16 protein-coding genes are annotated in these 14,990 nt (G+C 30.5%); 2 read left to right on the top strand and 14 right to left on the bottom strand.

Annotated elements, in window-relative coordinates; genetic code table 11:
* Positions 1-50: 50 nt before the first annotated feature.
* The 3 genes from V6624_RS22635 to V6624_RS22625 form a co-directional block, all read right to left on the bottom strand.
* Positions 51-1,730: an ATP-binding protein gene (locus tag V6624_RS22635; RefSeq protein ID WP_338840308.1), complete on the bottom strand. Its 1,680-nt coding sequence runs from the start codon at positions 1,728-1,730 to the stop codon at positions 51-53.
* A gap of 103 nt (positions 1,731-1,833) precedes the next feature.
* On the bottom strand, positions 1,834-3,438 hold the full coding sequence (locus V6624_RS22630) for an ATP-binding protein (protein WP_338840307.1): 1,605 nt from the start codon (positions 3,436-3,438) through the stop codon (positions 1,834-1,836).
* A 169-nt stretch (positions 3,439-3,607) separates the two neighbouring features.
* On the bottom strand, positions 3,608-3,793 hold the full coding sequence (locus tag V6624_RS22625; RefSeq protein ID WP_111288852.1) for a hypothetical protein: 186 nt from the start codon (positions 3,791-3,793) through the stop codon (positions 3,608-3,610).
* A 581-nt stretch (positions 3,794-4,374) separates the two neighbouring features.
* Here V6624_RS22625 and V6624_RS22620 point away from each other — a divergent pair.
* Entirely contained in the window at positions 4,375-5,007 is a 633-nt protein-coding gene (locus V6624_RS22620) for a hypothetical protein (RefSeq protein WP_338840305.1), read from the top strand.
* Between the two features lie 367 nt (positions 5,008-5,374).
* Positions 5,375-5,740 (top strand): hypothetical protein, encoded by a 366-nt coding sequence (locus V6624_RS22615; protein ID WP_338840303.1) that lies wholly within the window; start codon positions 5,375-5,377, stop codon positions 5,738-5,740.
* A gap of 124 nt (positions 5,741-5,864) precedes the next feature.
* Here V6624_RS22615 and V6624_RS22610 read toward each other — a convergent pair whose 3' ends face one another.
* From V6624_RS22610 to V6624_RS22560, 11 genes are all read right to left on the bottom strand, one after another.
* On the bottom strand, positions 5,865-7,217 hold the full coding sequence (locus V6624_RS22610) for a GH1 family beta-glucosidase (protein ID WP_111288848.1): 1,353 nt from the start codon (positions 7,215-7,217) through the stop codon (positions 5,865-5,867).
* Positions 7,218-7,428: 211 nt separating this feature from the next.
* On the bottom strand, positions 7,429-7,638 hold the full coding sequence (locus V6624_RS22605; protein ID WP_111288846.1) for a hypothetical protein: 210 nt from the start codon (positions 7,636-7,638) through the stop codon (positions 7,429-7,431).
* 9 nt (positions 7,639-7,647) lie between these two features.
* Positions 7,648-8,061, bottom strand: a complete 414-nt coding sequence (locus tag V6624_RS22600; RefSeq protein ID WP_111288844.1) for a hypothetical protein — start codon at positions 8,059-8,061, stop codon at positions 7,648-7,650.
* A gap of 82 nt (positions 8,062-8,143) precedes the next feature.
* A complete protein-coding gene (locus V6624_RS22595) occupies positions 8,144-9,211 on the bottom strand; it encodes a type I restriction endonuclease (protein WP_338840301.1) in 1,068 nt (355 codons plus the stop codon).
* 199 nt (positions 9,212-9,410) lie between these two features.
* Positions 9,411-10,265, bottom strand: a complete 855-nt coding sequence (locus tag V6624_RS22590) for a hypothetical protein (protein WP_338840300.1) — start codon at positions 10,263-10,265, stop codon at positions 9,411-9,413.
* A gap of 1 nt (position 10,266) precedes the next feature.
* Positions 10,267-11,538: an ABC transporter permease gene (locus tag V6624_RS22585; protein WP_111288838.1), complete on the bottom strand. Its 1,272-nt coding sequence runs from the start codon at positions 11,536-11,538 to the stop codon at positions 10,267-10,269.
* Positions 11,539-11,541: 3 nt separating this feature from the next.
* Positions 11,542-11,937: a hypothetical protein gene (locus tag V6624_RS22580; protein WP_338840299.1), complete on the bottom strand. Its 396-nt coding sequence runs from the start codon at positions 11,935-11,937 to the stop codon at positions 11,542-11,544.
* A 10-nt stretch (positions 11,938-11,947) separates the two neighbouring features.
* Positions 11,948-12,229, bottom strand: a complete 282-nt coding sequence (yidD, locus tag V6624_RS22575; protein WP_111288834.1) for a membrane protein insertion efficiency factor YidD — start codon at positions 12,227-12,229, stop codon at positions 11,948-11,950.
* Positions 12,230-12,460: a hypothetical protein gene (locus V6624_RS22570; protein WP_111288832.1), complete on the bottom strand. Its 231-nt coding sequence runs from the start codon at positions 12,458-12,460 to the stop codon at positions 12,230-12,232.
* Between the two features lie 152 nt (positions 12,461-12,612).
* Positions 12,613-13,281: a response regulator transcription factor gene (locus tag V6624_RS22565; RefSeq protein WP_111288830.1), complete on the bottom strand. Its 669-nt coding sequence runs from the start codon at positions 13,279-13,281 to the stop codon at positions 12,613-12,615.
* 6 nt (positions 13,282-13,287) lie between these two features.
* A complete protein-coding gene (locus tag V6624_RS22560) occupies positions 13,288-14,913 on the bottom strand; it encodes a tetratricopeptide repeat-containing sensor histidine kinase (protein WP_338840298.1) in 1,626 nt (541 codons plus the stop codon).
* Positions 14,914-14,990 lie beyond the last annotated feature (77 nt).

Here is a 14,990-nt window from a genome sequence, read left to right as displayed (position 1 = left end):
AATTTGTAGATAAAAAGCCTTTCGGGAGTAAAATCCTGAAAGGCTTTTTTTTATCTTGGAATTACGATTTTTGCTTTAAAACCTTTATCTGGTTCTGTTTCAAATTCAATTGTTCCTTTGACGGTCTCAATATGGCTCTCCATATTTCGAAGACCATTTTTTGAAATAGCCGTTTTTTCACAGCCTATCCCATTATCCGTATAGTTTATGAAGATTGATTTTTTGTCGCTTTCAAATTTTATCACAACAAGATAGGCCTTACTGTGTTTTTTCATATTCACCATTAATTCCTGTAAAACGCGTCCAATAGTGATCTTTTTTATGTTATCAATTGTTTCCCAGTTTACACTTTCTAAATTAGTGGTTATAATATTTCTTTCGTTGGTATTATAAGCCGAAAGCATTTCTTTTATGCTTTTAATAAAACCTGTTCCAATTTCTACTTTATTGTTTTCTTTAGAAATTTCTCTCACACGACCGTAAATATCATCCAATTTCTGGAGCAGATTTTCTTTTGTATTTTCTTTAGGTAATGGCAATGATTCCGCAAAAGCAATTACTTGGAAAACATCATTGGCAAGTTCGTCATGAATTTTTTTAGCAATTCGGGTTTCGGTATCGTACGAACTTTTAAATTCGATTGCCTTGTTTTTATTTTTATAATAACGGATTAAAAGCACTATTAAAATCATTAAAAAGACAAAAACAATTACAAATACAATCCGCATATATTTGGCTCTTTGTAAGGATAAAAGATTTTCTGTTTTTTCCAAACGAAGTTTTTCGTTTTCATCTTTCTCCTTTTTAGCATCATATTTAATTTTGGCAGATTTATTTTTGAAATTATTTCTAACCTTAATAAGACTGTCATTTAGCGTAAAGTAATGCTGTATGTATTTGTTAGTATTTGGAGTGTTATCATTAGAAATTAAAATTTGCAGTGCTTCCAATCTTTCTTCAACACTATTTAGTTTTGTAGCAATTGTGTAAGCGGCAAGAGCATTTTCATCTGATTTTTGAACATCTCTTTTTGAATAATAATCGGCAAGGTGAAGATAACTTTCAATACTGCTATAATTGTCCTTAATTTCATTTTTTAACAACAAACCTTGATTCATTAAATCAAATCCTTTTTGATGCATTCCATTCTTAAAGTACGCATAACCTAAATTGTCCTGTATTCTCGCTTTAGAACTTGCATTAGATTTTTTCTCTATAAACTTTTGACTTAAAAGAAATTCTAAAAGAGTAATTGCGGCATTATATTTTTTTTGTTGCATATAAACAACCGCAATATTACTTAGAGGAGAATGACTGTCTTCCAGATTTTTAGAACCTTTAATCGATTCTTTGTAGTAAAAAATGGCATCATCATAAAGGGAAAGTTCTTTGTCAGCAATGCCTAAGCTATTATTTATGGAACTTATATGATTTTCAAATGTTTTAGCATAGGGTATAGCTTCGGTTACTGTTTCTTTACTGCCGTAATAGTCTCCGTTAATTTGCTGTATATCTGACATCCGAATAAGCACGTACGAAATATTGGGGCTGTCTTTTACAATTTCAAAAAGTTCTTTGGATTTGTTAAACTGATAAAAAGCAGTATTAAGATTTTGCTTTTCAAAATTTATATCTGCCGTATCTCGTAAACTGAGCGCTTCTTTTTTTATAGATTCGATATTAGGATCAATTCTCTTTTTTTCTTTACAGGAAAAAAGAGAAATAAGCATAATAAAATAAAAAAGTTGGGCGCGCAACATATAGATTTACTTTTTCCGAAAAGTAGCAATTAATTAAACTCTTTTCTAAAAATTTGAAGAAAAAGGCTTTTGTTTATTTAGGAATTACAATTTTAGCTTTAAAACCTTTGTCTGGTTCAGTATCAAATTCTATAGTTCCTTTGACCGTCTCGATACGACTCTCCATGTTTTGAAGGCCATTTTTTGAAATAGCCATTTTTTCACAGCCAATTCCGTTATCTGTGTAATTTATGAAGATTGATTTTGCATCACTTTCAAATTTTATTATAACAAGACTGGCTTTACTGTGTTTTTTCATATTCACCATTAATTCCTGTAAAACGCGTCCAATAGTGATCTTTTTTATCTCATCAATTGTTTCCCAGTGTACACTTTCTAAATTAGTACTCATAATATTTCTTTCGCTGGTATTATAAGCCGAAAGCATTTCTTTTATGCTTTTAATAAAACCTGTTCCAACTTCTACTTTATTGTTTTCTTTAGAAATTCCTCTCACACGACCGTAAATATCATCTAATTTCTGGAGAAGATTTTCTTTGGTATTTTCTACAGCTAATGGCTGTGATTCGGCAAAAGCAATTACTTGAAAAACATCATTGGCAAGTTCATCATGGATCTTTTTAGCAATTCGGGTTTCAGTATCATACGAACTTTTAAATTCGATTGCCTTATTCTTATTTTTATAATAACGAATTAAAATTGCAATTAAAATCACTAAAAAGATAAAAACAATTACAAATACTATTCGCATATATTTTGCCTTTTGTAAGGATAAAAGATTTTCTGCTTTTTCCAGACGAAGTTTTTCGTTTTCGTCTTTTTCTTTTTTAGAATCGTATTTTATTTTAGCAGATTTATTTTTAAAGTTATTTCGAACTTTAATAATACTGTCATTTAGAGTAAAATATTTTTGTGTATAGTTGGGAGTATTAGAACTGTTATCATTTGAAATTAAAATCTGTAGGGCTTCAAGTCTTTCATCTACACTATTAAGTTTTGTAGCAGCTTTGTACGCTAAAAGAGCGTTTTCGTCTGATTTCTTTGCGTTTTTTTTAGAATAATAATCAGCAAGGTGAAGATAACTTTCAATGCTTCCATAAGTATCCTTAGTATCAATTCTGATTTGGAGGCCTTCAGTCATTAATTGGAATCCTTTTTCATTCATTCCCTTTTTAAAATAAGCATATCCTAAGTTATCTAAAAGTATAGATTTATCACTTGGTATAGCTTTGTCTTTTAATTGTTTGCTTGAAAGAGATTTTAAAAGAGAATCTAAGATATGAATTGCTTCAACGTATTTTTTTTGTTGAGTATATACAACCGCAATATTTTGTAGAGGACCATGTTTATAGAGTGGATCTGTATATTCATCTGCTGCTTTTTTATAGTAAAAAATGGCATCATCATAAAGAGAAAGTTCTTTGTCTGCGATGCCCAAATAATTATTTGCGCTAGCAGAATAAACTTCTTTTTTAATATACGGCAATGCTTCGGTAATTATTTCTTTACTACCATAATAATCTCCATTTCTTTGATGAATTTCTGCAATTCTAATAAGTATGTACGAGATATTGACACTGTCCTTTATGACTTCAAAAAGTGCTTTTGATTTATTGAATTGATAAAACGATGTGTTGAAGTCTTGTTTGTCAAAACTTTCAATAGCCTTATCTCGCAAAATGATCGCCTCTTTTTCTATAGATTCTTTCTTAGGATTAACAGGCTTTTTCTCTTCGCAGGAGAAAAGAAAAAGAGTTATAATAAAATAGAAAAACGGGGACCGTAACATACAAATTTACTTTCCCCGAAAATAACAATTAATTAGATACTAAAAATATATTTTTAGCTTATGGTTTTATTGGTGGTGGTGTGCTTCCTTTGTCACCAGGACCATCAGGATTTGGATCACCAGCTTGTAAAGGCTTTTTAACCTTTTCAATTTTTTTGACTGGTTGTGTCTCGTACTCATCAGGAGTACAAGAAAATATCGTGAATATTAACGCAAAAGCGATAAAAAGTATTAGTTTTTTCATTTTAATTTAATTTAGAAATTAGACATAGGTATTGCTGTCCGGGAATTATCCAGATCTTGGAATTGCGATACCAAAATTGATTTTTGGGGAAGTCGTGTGTAGAACTGTAAGACGTAATTTATACTTCCCGAATAAACTCGGTCTTACGGTTTTCCACAATGATAATTAGAACTAGTTTTTTATTTTTGTTTTAGTCTGCAGACAAAACTGGTACTAATTTCTTATGCAAAGTAAAGGCGCTTTTAGAGCACTGTTGATAAGGGATTCCCGGAATTCCTGCATTTTCCTAAGATTCCCATGAATTCCCGAGAATTCCTAATACAACAAATCAGGAAAGGCCTAACTTTTTTATTAAATGTTATTTAATTCTAAATAAATCTCTATTATAAATAGATGCAATAAGTCCGACAAAAGTTGGTTGCGAACCCTTAAAAAAAATATATAAATAATATAGATTTGGAACAAAAATTGAAATGCTGATATGGATCTTATAGCAGAGGTCAAAAATAAAGGCATAGAAAAAAATTGTTTCGGTGAAAAATGAAAATAAAGAGTCAAATGAAGTTCTTAAAAAAGGCAAAATGATTAATACATTAGAAGAATATAAAAAGTCGATTAAAATTAAATACGAGATCGAAAAAGAAGGACAATACTTTGATTATTTATACAGTCCCTCTCGCGGGAAACTTCGCGATTTGTGCTGGCTTATTTTTGAAAATGAGCCAACTCAAGACGATTTGAATGTTTTTAGAAATTTGTTTTGCTTAGATTTTGACCATACCAAAAAAAACAAGTTTAAGGAGCAAAAAGATAAATTCAGACCGATTGAAACTTTCTTCAAAAACGAAACTGACCCACACAATATTGACGCGATAAATCTTGCGGCAATTATGGTCGATTTTCAGCCGCGGCCTTTTAAAAATTTCGATAAAAAATATAGAATTGTTGAAGCAAAACAGCTTGAAAGTAAGGCAGACGTGAAGCCAAGTGTTGAAGTCAGACATGAAAGCATAGAATTTAAGAGTTTTGTGGAAAATGAAAATGAAGAGTCGAAAGAAGTTCCTAAAAAAGGAAATCTTTTATTTGATTTGGCAGATGAATTTTCTAAAAAAATAGCTCAGAAAATACAGCCAGAAAAAATAATTACGGTTGCAGTTGGTGCAGTTGTACTTGTTTCTTCTGCGTGTTTAAACTTGGTGAAGAAAAAAGAATAGAAATAAATTCTAAATGATTTTGGATTGCATTTTCAAAAATAAAATGCTGGAAGAGATAAAAAGAATAATTTTTTGAAGAGTAATTTTGGCATTTAAAAAGTTCGTTTTTCGGCATATATTTACTGTTATTTAGATAATAAAGATAAGAAAAAAAATCCGTAAAACCTACTAAAAATCAATAATTTAATGAATTTTTTAGTCTTTTTTTTGACCTTTTTTTTGAAAAATTTATTTACTCATAATAGCTAAATTTTGAAGTAGAAAACGAACTTTCGAAACAGCCGAATTGTAATAAAATTATTTATATTTATCGAACATTAAATAGATTTTTGATTTTCTAATAACTATCCGTTTTAAAACCTCTTTTATGAAAAAGCTTCTCTTACTTTTAATCGTTTTATGCACTTTTAGCTGTAAAAAATATGTTGTCTCTTTTGAACAGCCAACGAATATGGAACTTGATAAGTTGAAACTGGAAGTATTTCTGGATAAAAAGAAAGTTCAAGACATTAATTTAAATGCAACAGAAGAATTGCCAACTTATGAAACCATAGATCTTTCAATATCTGATGAGGGAAAACATTTGCTTCAGGTTAAAGCAATGGACACGACTTTTAGTTATGATATAAAATATCCAGAAGAAAAATATATTATGGTGACAACTCACTTAAAAAGCAATGGAAAAATCCATGTTGGAATCTTAAAACAGAATTACAAATTTAGATTTCAATAAGACAGTTTTTTAGCTGCAAAGACCGCAAACGAAAAACACAAAGTTCGCAAAGCTAATAGAAGCTTTGCGAACTTTGCGTTTATAAAAGTAGCTGTTAAACCAGGTGTTCTTTGCGGTTAAGTTATTAAGATAGAAAATCTTTAAACCATAATCCAGAATTTTTAATGGTTCTTTTCTGTGTTTCAAAATCAACGTGAATTAAGCCAAATCTCGCATTGTAACCTTCGGCCCATTCAAAGTTATCGGTTAGACTCCATACAAAATAGCCTTCGACATTTAATCCGTCGTTTTTGGCTTTTAAAATCTGTTCCAAATGATCTTGAATATAATGCGTTCGCTTTATATCATAAACTTTTCCATTTGTAACCGTATCTGGAAAAGCAGCTCCGTTTTCGGTAATAATGATTTTTCGAATTCCTTCGTATTCATTAAATTTTTTCAGAACATGATAGAGTGCAGGCGGATAAACTTCCCAACCCATTTCGGTTGAGATTACATTTCTTTTTTCGGCGCTTACCAATTCGGCGCCAATATACGGAATGAGCATTGCAGATTTTACAATTTCTCTTGTATAACATTGTAATCCAATGAAATCGAAATCAAAATTAAGATTGTTTAAATCGTCTTCTAAAATATATGAATTAAGCTTTTTAAGAACCGGAAGATCTTGCTGCGGATAACCTAATCCTAAAATTGGTTCAATAAAAGTTCTATTTAGTAAAGTATCTACACGTTTTGCGGCTTCAATATCTTTCTGGCTGTCGGTTGCTGGTTCTATATGAGTACAAGAAAATGTCGTACCAATATTGGCTTGCGGAATCCGATTTCGAATTATTTTGGCGCCTGCCGCAGTTGCTAAAGTAACGTGATGCATGGCTTTAAGGTAATTGGTAATTCCTTTTTTGCCAGGCGCATGAATGCCTAAAAAATAACCAGCTCCCGTAAAAACAGAAGGTTCATTGATTACCATCCAGTTTTTTACGCGATCGCCAAAATACTGTACGCAAACTTCTACATATTCTTTAAACCAAGAAACCGATTCGCGACTTGTCCATCCGCCTTTTAATTCCAGTTCGTGCGGCAAATCCCAATGATAAAGTGTAATCCAGGGTTCGATTCCAGAAGCAAGCAATGAATCTATAATTTTGTTGTAATAATCGATTCCTGCCTGATTTATAGGATGTACACCAGTTGGCATAATTCTAGGCCAGCTAATTGAAAATCTAAAATTCGGAATATTCAATTCGCGTATTAGATCAATATCATCCTGATAAGAGTTGTAGAAATCGCAGGCAGTTATGGCATGATGACCGTTTTTTATTTTTCCTTTTTGAGAAGTAAAAACATCCCAAATAGAAGAACCTTTTCCGTCTGAATCATGCGCACCTTCAATTTGGAAAGCAGCGGTTGATACACCCCACAAGAAATCTTCACCAAATTGGTTTTTGTTCAGAAATGAGCTTTCAGTTTTATTCATTCAATCGTACTTTCCTTTATTTTTAAACTATTTATTAATGTAGGAAAGAAGATTGCATAGCTCTTAGAAAAAGCCATTCTTTGAAAGAAACTAGAAAATTTAGATTAAATAATTTCATGACGATTAGTTTTATATCAAATTAAACAAACTAATGTGAAATTATTGTAAAGTGATTATTATCAAATGATTAAATATGAAAATGGGAAGATGTTTAATCTTCCCATCCGCAAAGTGTTAAACCATAACTTTGAGCTTCTTTAAGAGATGTTTTTACAACTCCGTGACTGCAGGAACTTAAACCGCGACAGTTTTCATTATAATGATATTTCTTTGCGCCTTTTGGCCCGCAGATATATACATTTGTTTCTGGCGGACTGAAAGAAGTTAAAAAGATAAAAAGTAGAGGTAAAATATATTTCATGGAAAAATTTTATTTAACGATTAACTGATATTCATTTCCATTTTTGTCAAGAGCTTTTAGTTTTCCATTCGAAACCCATTCGGTATTGATTTCTAGTTCAGGAATGCTGTCGGTTTTTAAAATTCCAGCTCCATATTTTCCTTGTGTATTGATATTGCCAAAAACCGAATCGCCTTTGATGTTTATTCCTTTTACATCATAATTGTATTCGTAATTACCGGGATGTCCAGTTCGATATTCATATTTGTAAGTCGTATTAACATGATATGTTTTGGCTTCTTCCGGCGTAATAGTTTTTCGATCTTCTGCCTGAATTACGGGTTTGTAAAATGAATTTACTTGCGGTAAGGGAGGCGGAGCGCTAGCTTTTTTACAGGAAAATAAAAAGAATATTAAAAGTAAAATAGAGTAGTTTTTTTGCATAGGCGATGTGGTTTTAGTTAGAGTTAGAAGCTTATTTGGTTGCGATAAATCTAATTAGAATTAAATTCTTCAAAGTGAGTACTTATACGGGATTTAATTCTGTTTCATAAAGAGCTGCAGTTTCTAATAATTCTTTTTCGTATTGATAGATGTCATCAATTGAAGATATTACGATTTTAGCTTCGCTTTTGTTATTATTGAAAAGACTTATATATTTTTTTCCACCATTTAAGTGAAGTCTGCATAGAGGTTTACGATTATTATCGTCTAATAATATTCCGAAATAAGACTGTGTATCGCGATATACTATTCTGCTAATTGGCAATTTTCGGCGTAAAATGGCAACCACAATACGATAACCATCTAATTCTTCTTCGGTTGTTACGACTTTATTGTCATCTTCAAGAGAAATAATTTCTTGATCTTGTTGCTTAATAGTTTCTTTGCTTAAAGCGGCATTCAAACGATCGTTAATTTTGTCATTAATGAATTGATTTACCGATTTTTGAACTAAATCTTTAAATTCTTCTACAACTTTTTCTGTAAGCCTGCCAGTGTAAACTTTGTTGGCAAAAAGTTTTGTAAATTCATTAGATGGGTTTTCTAGTTCTGTACTTATCTGTTTTTTTATTTCTTTAATATATTTTAAAGAACTGGCATTGCTTACAATATTGTCAACGTCAAAATTTGCTTTGTGGAATTTAGCAATTTCGTTTATTGTATTTTCTTTCAGATTACAGATATCAAATTCCAAAAAAGGTTTTTCATCCATTTTATTTTGATCATCCAAATCGGTAAAGAATTGATAATTTATTCCGTTTGTTAAAAGAGCAAACCTAGTTTTTGTAACATGGAAGTAACGGAACAATTGGGAATTATGAACCGTAAGTTTTTCTTTCCAGCTTTTGCATTCCACAATTATTATAGGTTCTCCATTTTGGAAAATAGCATAATCTACTTTTTCGCCTTTTTTTAATCCAAGATCTGCGGTAAATTCAGGAACTACTTCAAGCGGATTAAATGCATCGTATCCCAAAATATTTATAAAAGGTAATACAAAAGCATGCTTAGTAGACTCTTCTGTTTCAATTTTACTTTTCAGCTGATTTATTTTATCTGCTAACGATTTTAGTTGAATATTCATTTCCATAGGTTTAGAATTTAAATTAATAATTCAAAAGTAAAACCAATCAAAATCAGTATTTTATGGAAATCCGTAATGAAACAGAATTTTAAAAGAAGAAGTTTTTTAAACGGAAAAAAGAGGACAATGAAGTTCCTCTTTAAAACATATTGGTTTGATGTTTTATTCTTTTTCTAAAATAAAATCTTTAATGATTTTATCCATGTTAGAAGGCAAGTCGGCATTTTTGATTTCGAAATGTTATCTTCATTTCAGAAAGCCATTTAGTCCAGTAAGCTTTTATAATTTTTTCTTCGAAAGGATTATTTTTACTTGGATTTATCCCTAAAACTAAGACTTCAAGATTGGATAAGTCGGTATCAGTTTTAATGAAACCAAAATTTTCTTTTTCAAATTTTTTCTCCCAATCGTTTGTATTTAAACCATTTTGTTTAATAAGTTGAGGTGTTAAATAACTGGATAAATTTCCGTCTTTGATTTGAGTTCCTTCATAAAACATATACCCGTCTGTTAAAATAACCAAGATGTTTCTGAAATTCTTATCAATGCATTGATCTTGTACTTTACTGTCAAAAAAGTTCCAAATATCTGAACCAATGTATTTATCATCTTTAATTGCAGATTCATAAATAGTTGCCGTTTTTAAAGAATAAGTATCATTAATGGAATTGAGGAATTTTTTTGAAGCATTATCTTTAGTAACATTAATTCTCAAATCTTTTGAAATAGAATTAATTTCAGAATTTTCAGGTTCGGGATTAAAGAATAACTGCATTTTATCATTAATCTGTCTCATTCTTTTGGATTTTAAATGCTGCGTAAAAGCTTCAGAAACCGATTTGATATATCCTAAATCTCTTTGGTATATTTCCATTGTAGCATTCGGATTTTTTTTGAGACTTATTCGATCTGACAAATCAACAAGAATACTGATATTGTAATTTTCTGAAATGGAACTTTTAGTTGAGGTTTCCTTGTTTTCAGTTTTGGTTTCTTCTTTGCATGAAAAAAATAAAACCAATAATAAGGATGTTGAAATTTTGAGTAGAGTGTTTTTCATCTTAATTAATTTTAGAATATATCAAGTGTTGAAAGTCAGGATCAACTAAATTTAATTTTCCAAGATGTTCCTCAGAGTAAAGTTCACAGCTTTGAAGAAGCTCTTCTTTTTCTTTATATGGTAAAGCCAATTCGGTACCAATTGCCTGAAACCAGCCTTCTTTGTATTGATGATGATAATGAAGATATTCTTTTACAGGAAAAACAAAACCGTCAATTTTGGCTTGCAATTCGGAGATTTTACCATTAATAATAACAGTTTGTTGTTTGAAGTCGTTGATTTTGTTTATATAATCCGTTTTTAGTTTTTCTAGGTTGAGTAAATTTTCTTTTTTTCCTCTTATAAAAGCTCTGATCTTATCAATGTTTTCAAATTCTTTCATTACAAAATCAAATACAAGTCCCCAAATGATATAGACTACAAAACCTGCAAAAATGATCATCCAGAATTCTGGTTCGCCCAAAGCAATATTTAAATTATACGGAGAGGATTCTGTTGTTTTATTAAACTCATATATTTTTTTCTCAATGATATAAGCCAAAAGAGAATCGAATAAAAACGTAATAGCAAAAAGCGCAGCGAGCCTAAAAATATTTTTGATTCCTTTTCCTTTTTGAACCATGTGAATCACGTAACCCAATCCCATAAAAACAAACGGAATAGTCGTAACCAAAACGCCTTCAAGCCAGCTTGCCTTAAATGCATTTGTGAAAGCATCTGCATCGAAGATTGCCGCAGTTAAACTGTCATTTGAAAATTCCTTAAAAAAAGCAGAATAAGAAGCGGAAATGTAGAATACCAAAACATATAATGTAATTGGAAGCAAAAGAATAAGACCAATATAAAATTGGGCTTTTAGACCTTTTCCTTCTTCAATTCCGTATTTATCAGGATTGCGTTTAACTTCTATAATTTCGTTTTTTATCTGATCAATATTCTCATTGATATCTTGTTCTTTTTTCTCAAAAATACCAATAGCCGTTTCAGATTTTTTAAGTTCGGTTCTGTTTTTTTCCTGTTCTTCGCGATAAGGCTGTTTGAGTCTGTCTTGCTCCATTTTTTGTTTTCGGCATTGATCTTCAAAACTCATGTACAAATTTTGAAGACATGCTTTTAAAACAATTGGTTTTCCAGTTGCTTTTACCGATGCGGCAAAACCGCTTTGATAATACGTAATTCTAATTTGTTCTCTGTCTTCTTCATTTTCTTCCAAAACTTTAAAAGAAGGATCTTCAGATTTTTTTAAACTAAATAATTGTGAAAGTGGTTTCATATCTTAAGCGTTTAGTTGACTAATAATTTCTTCTTTTCCAATGTTTTTCTGAACACAATCAATTAAATAATCAGATAAATTATTGATATTTTCTTCGATGAAATCAAATTTCCTGCAATACTTTCTCAGCATATTTAATTCATCATCAGTAATTTTTCCATCGGCCCAGATAATTCTGGTAAGATCATACAGATATTCAATTTTTGTATTTAAAGCTTCTGGAACAATAAATTCTGTATTGACAGGATTTAGAAAAAGTTTATCCAGTTCTTCTTTTGGAATTCCTCTCTCGTCTGCAAAATGATACAGCATTTGAAGCTCTAATACATCAAATAGATCATCTGATAATGCCATTTGATATAATCTTAAAAAATGACTTTTTAGTTCTAGTGTTATCATAGTTTTGGGTTTAGTTAATTAGTCTATCAGCGATTTCCTCTTTGTCAATTATTAGTTGAGAAGGAAGAATCATTCGGATTTCGTTATTAATTGGATTTTTAAAAATTGAAAAATTTCCTCTACAGTTTTTATATCGAAATTGAAATGCTTTTAATCCCTTTATGAATCCTTCGTTTTGTGTTATTTCAAAAACATAATTTGAGCAGGATTTTTTAAAAATGCATTTTCTTCTTTTAGATTGAGGAATTAAAATCCAATACAATCGAATAATTAATACAATGAAAATTTTCATTTATTTTTGAAAAACAATTAAATGAGTGAAAAGTGTTTGAGCTGGTCTTGCTCCGAATCCGAAACATCCCATTTCGGCATTAACAAAAGTTGTTATGTTTTCAACTCTTACATATTTCCAGTCTTTTTCTGTGTGATATTTAATAGCACTTTCTAATTGTTCTGCGATTTGTGAAGATGTGTTTTTCTTTAAATCGATTGAAGCTGCAAATGGCACTACTTTGTATTCCATAATTTTTGGTTTTAATTAATATTAAATTGTTTTATAATCCAAAAGTAAAACCAATCAAAACCAGTATTTTATGGAAAACCGTAATCCGTGAAATTTAAATTTCGGAAATAAAAAAAGCCCCCGAAGGAGCTTGAAAATGATGCGATGAGAATTTAAATAATTCCCATATCTTTTGTAATTGAAACCAAATGAATAGTATTATTTGCCTTGAAAAAGTCTTTCAGTTTTGACAACCTTTTTTCCATCGCACTTTTACTATTTGGCTTAATATCGCTGGTTTTAAAAATTTCGATGATTTCGTCCTGTGAAGTTCCAGCAGACAAATACTTTAAGATTTTAATATCGACATCATCAATTTCGTAGTTGCCTTTTTCCTGAAGCGCAGATGCAACTTCGGGTGAAATAAATTTTTGATCAGAATTCGAAATCAGTGTAATCGCTTTTTTAAGATCTTCAATACTATTTCGGCCTTTTAGCACAAAGGCGTTAATTTCAGAATTTTCGAAAAGTGATTTTATGCGAACATTTTTATCTTCAATAGAGTAGGCAATGATTTTAATATTAGGTTGCAGTTCACGAACTTTCTCAATTAGTTCGTCACCGCTGCCAATTTTTACTTCGCGATGGTCTTGTTTAAATGAAAGATCACTAATTAGTAAATCATATGGTTCATTATCCTGAATGGCTTTTCTTATTTTTAGAAAAGCATCGTCACAATATTTTGCGTGCTGAAAATTGACAATGTCGAAATCATTCAAAGTTTGTTTTATGGCTAAATTGAATTCTTCAAAATCCTCGGCAATAATTACTTTTTTAAACATAGGCTCTTATTTAGGCATTGTTATTTTTACTTTGAAACCTTTATTTGGTTCAGTGTCAAAAGTAATAGTTCCGTTTATAGCCAAAATACGGTTTTCCATATTTTGCAAACCATTTTTTATAATCTTTGACTTTTCGCAACCTTTACCAATATCGCTGTAGTCAATAAATAAAGAATTGGAGTTTGAATTAAATGTTATTGATACGACAGCAGCTTCACTGTGTTTTTTCATATTAACCATTAATTCGTGCAAAACTCTTTGGATGGCAATCTTTTTTAAATCTTCAACCGAATCCCAATTTACTTTATCAATACCATTAATAATAACGTTTGTTTGATTGCTATTATAAGTTGAAAGCATTTCTTTTAAATTATTGGGATAATTTGCACCGGTATCAATATTGTTATTTTCTCGAGAAATTCCTCGAACTCGCGAATAAATATCATCCAATTTTTCTAATAAGTTGTCTTTGTTATTCTCGTTGGTTAAAGGCTGGGTTTGAGTATAAGTAATAGCGTGAAATACATCGTTTGCCAAACCATCGTGAATGTCTTTTGCAATTCTGGTTTCGGTATCATACGCTGTTTTTATTTTCTCCATTCGGTTTCTGTTGTCATAATGCTTTTTCAGATATGCCAATAAAAACAGTAAAATGGTGAAAGCGGCAATAAAGATGATCTTTTCGTTTTCAGCTTCTTTAAGAGCGACTAAATTTTCGGCTTTTTCTAAACGAAGTTTTTCATTTTCGGCTTTTTCTTTTTTCGAATCGTATTTAATCCTAGCAAACTTGTTTTTAAAATTGTTGCGAATTTTAATAATGCTATCATTTAAGAAAATGAATTTTTGAGCATAAGCATTTTGAGAATCAGAGTCATTTGAGATTAAGAATGATAATGCTTTTAAACGTTCGTCAATACTATGAAGTTTTGTAGCTATCTCATACGCTTTTTCTGCATATTCATTTGATTTACGAATATCGGTTTTAGCGAAAAATTGAGCCAAATGAAGGTTACTGGCAATAGTAGCATATAAATCTTGAGACTCTGTTCTAATTTTCAGACCTTCATTCATTAATGCAAGTCCCTTTTCGTTATTTCCAATTCTAAAATATGCAAAACCAAGATTGTCTAAAACCCTTGCTTTACTTTGTTTTGAAATTTGTTTTTCTTTTAGAATTGACTCTAGAATTTGAATGGCTTCTTTGTACTTTTTCTGTTCGATATAAATAACAGCGATATTATTTAAAGGGGAGAATTTAGAAACGTTATTCTCAGCATCTTTTATTGCTTCATTATAGTAATAAATTGCATCATTATAAAGCGAAAGTTCTTTGTCTGCAATTCCAAAAAAGTTATTGATAGAAACCGTGAAAACATCTTTCTTTTTAACGAATGGCAACGCTTCTGTTAAGGTTTCTTTGCTTCCGTAATAATCTCCATTTATTTGTTGGATGGAAGCCATTTGAATTAAATTATAAACAATATTGGAACTGTCTTTTACAGTTTCAGAAAGTATTTTAGATTTATTAAAATTGTAAAAAGCGCTGTTGTAGTTTTTGTTTTGAAAATCGGCAATGCCTTTATCTCTTATTTGATAAGCTTCATCTAAGCGAAGATTGACTTTAGGAGACACAGTTGTTTTTTCTTTACAAGAAAAGAAGAAGAGAACCATTAGCAGACAAAAAAACGGGGATCGTAGCATAAAAGTTA

Origin of the sequence: Flavobacterium ginsenosidimutans (assembly GCF_037478105.1) — a bacterium.
Classification (GTDB): Bacteria; Bacteroidota; Bacteroidia; order Flavobacteriales; family Flavobacteriaceae; genus Flavobacterium; species Flavobacterium ginsenosidimutans.
Note: the sequence above shows the minus strand (reverse complement) of the source record. Positions and strands in the feature narration are given on the sequence as shown.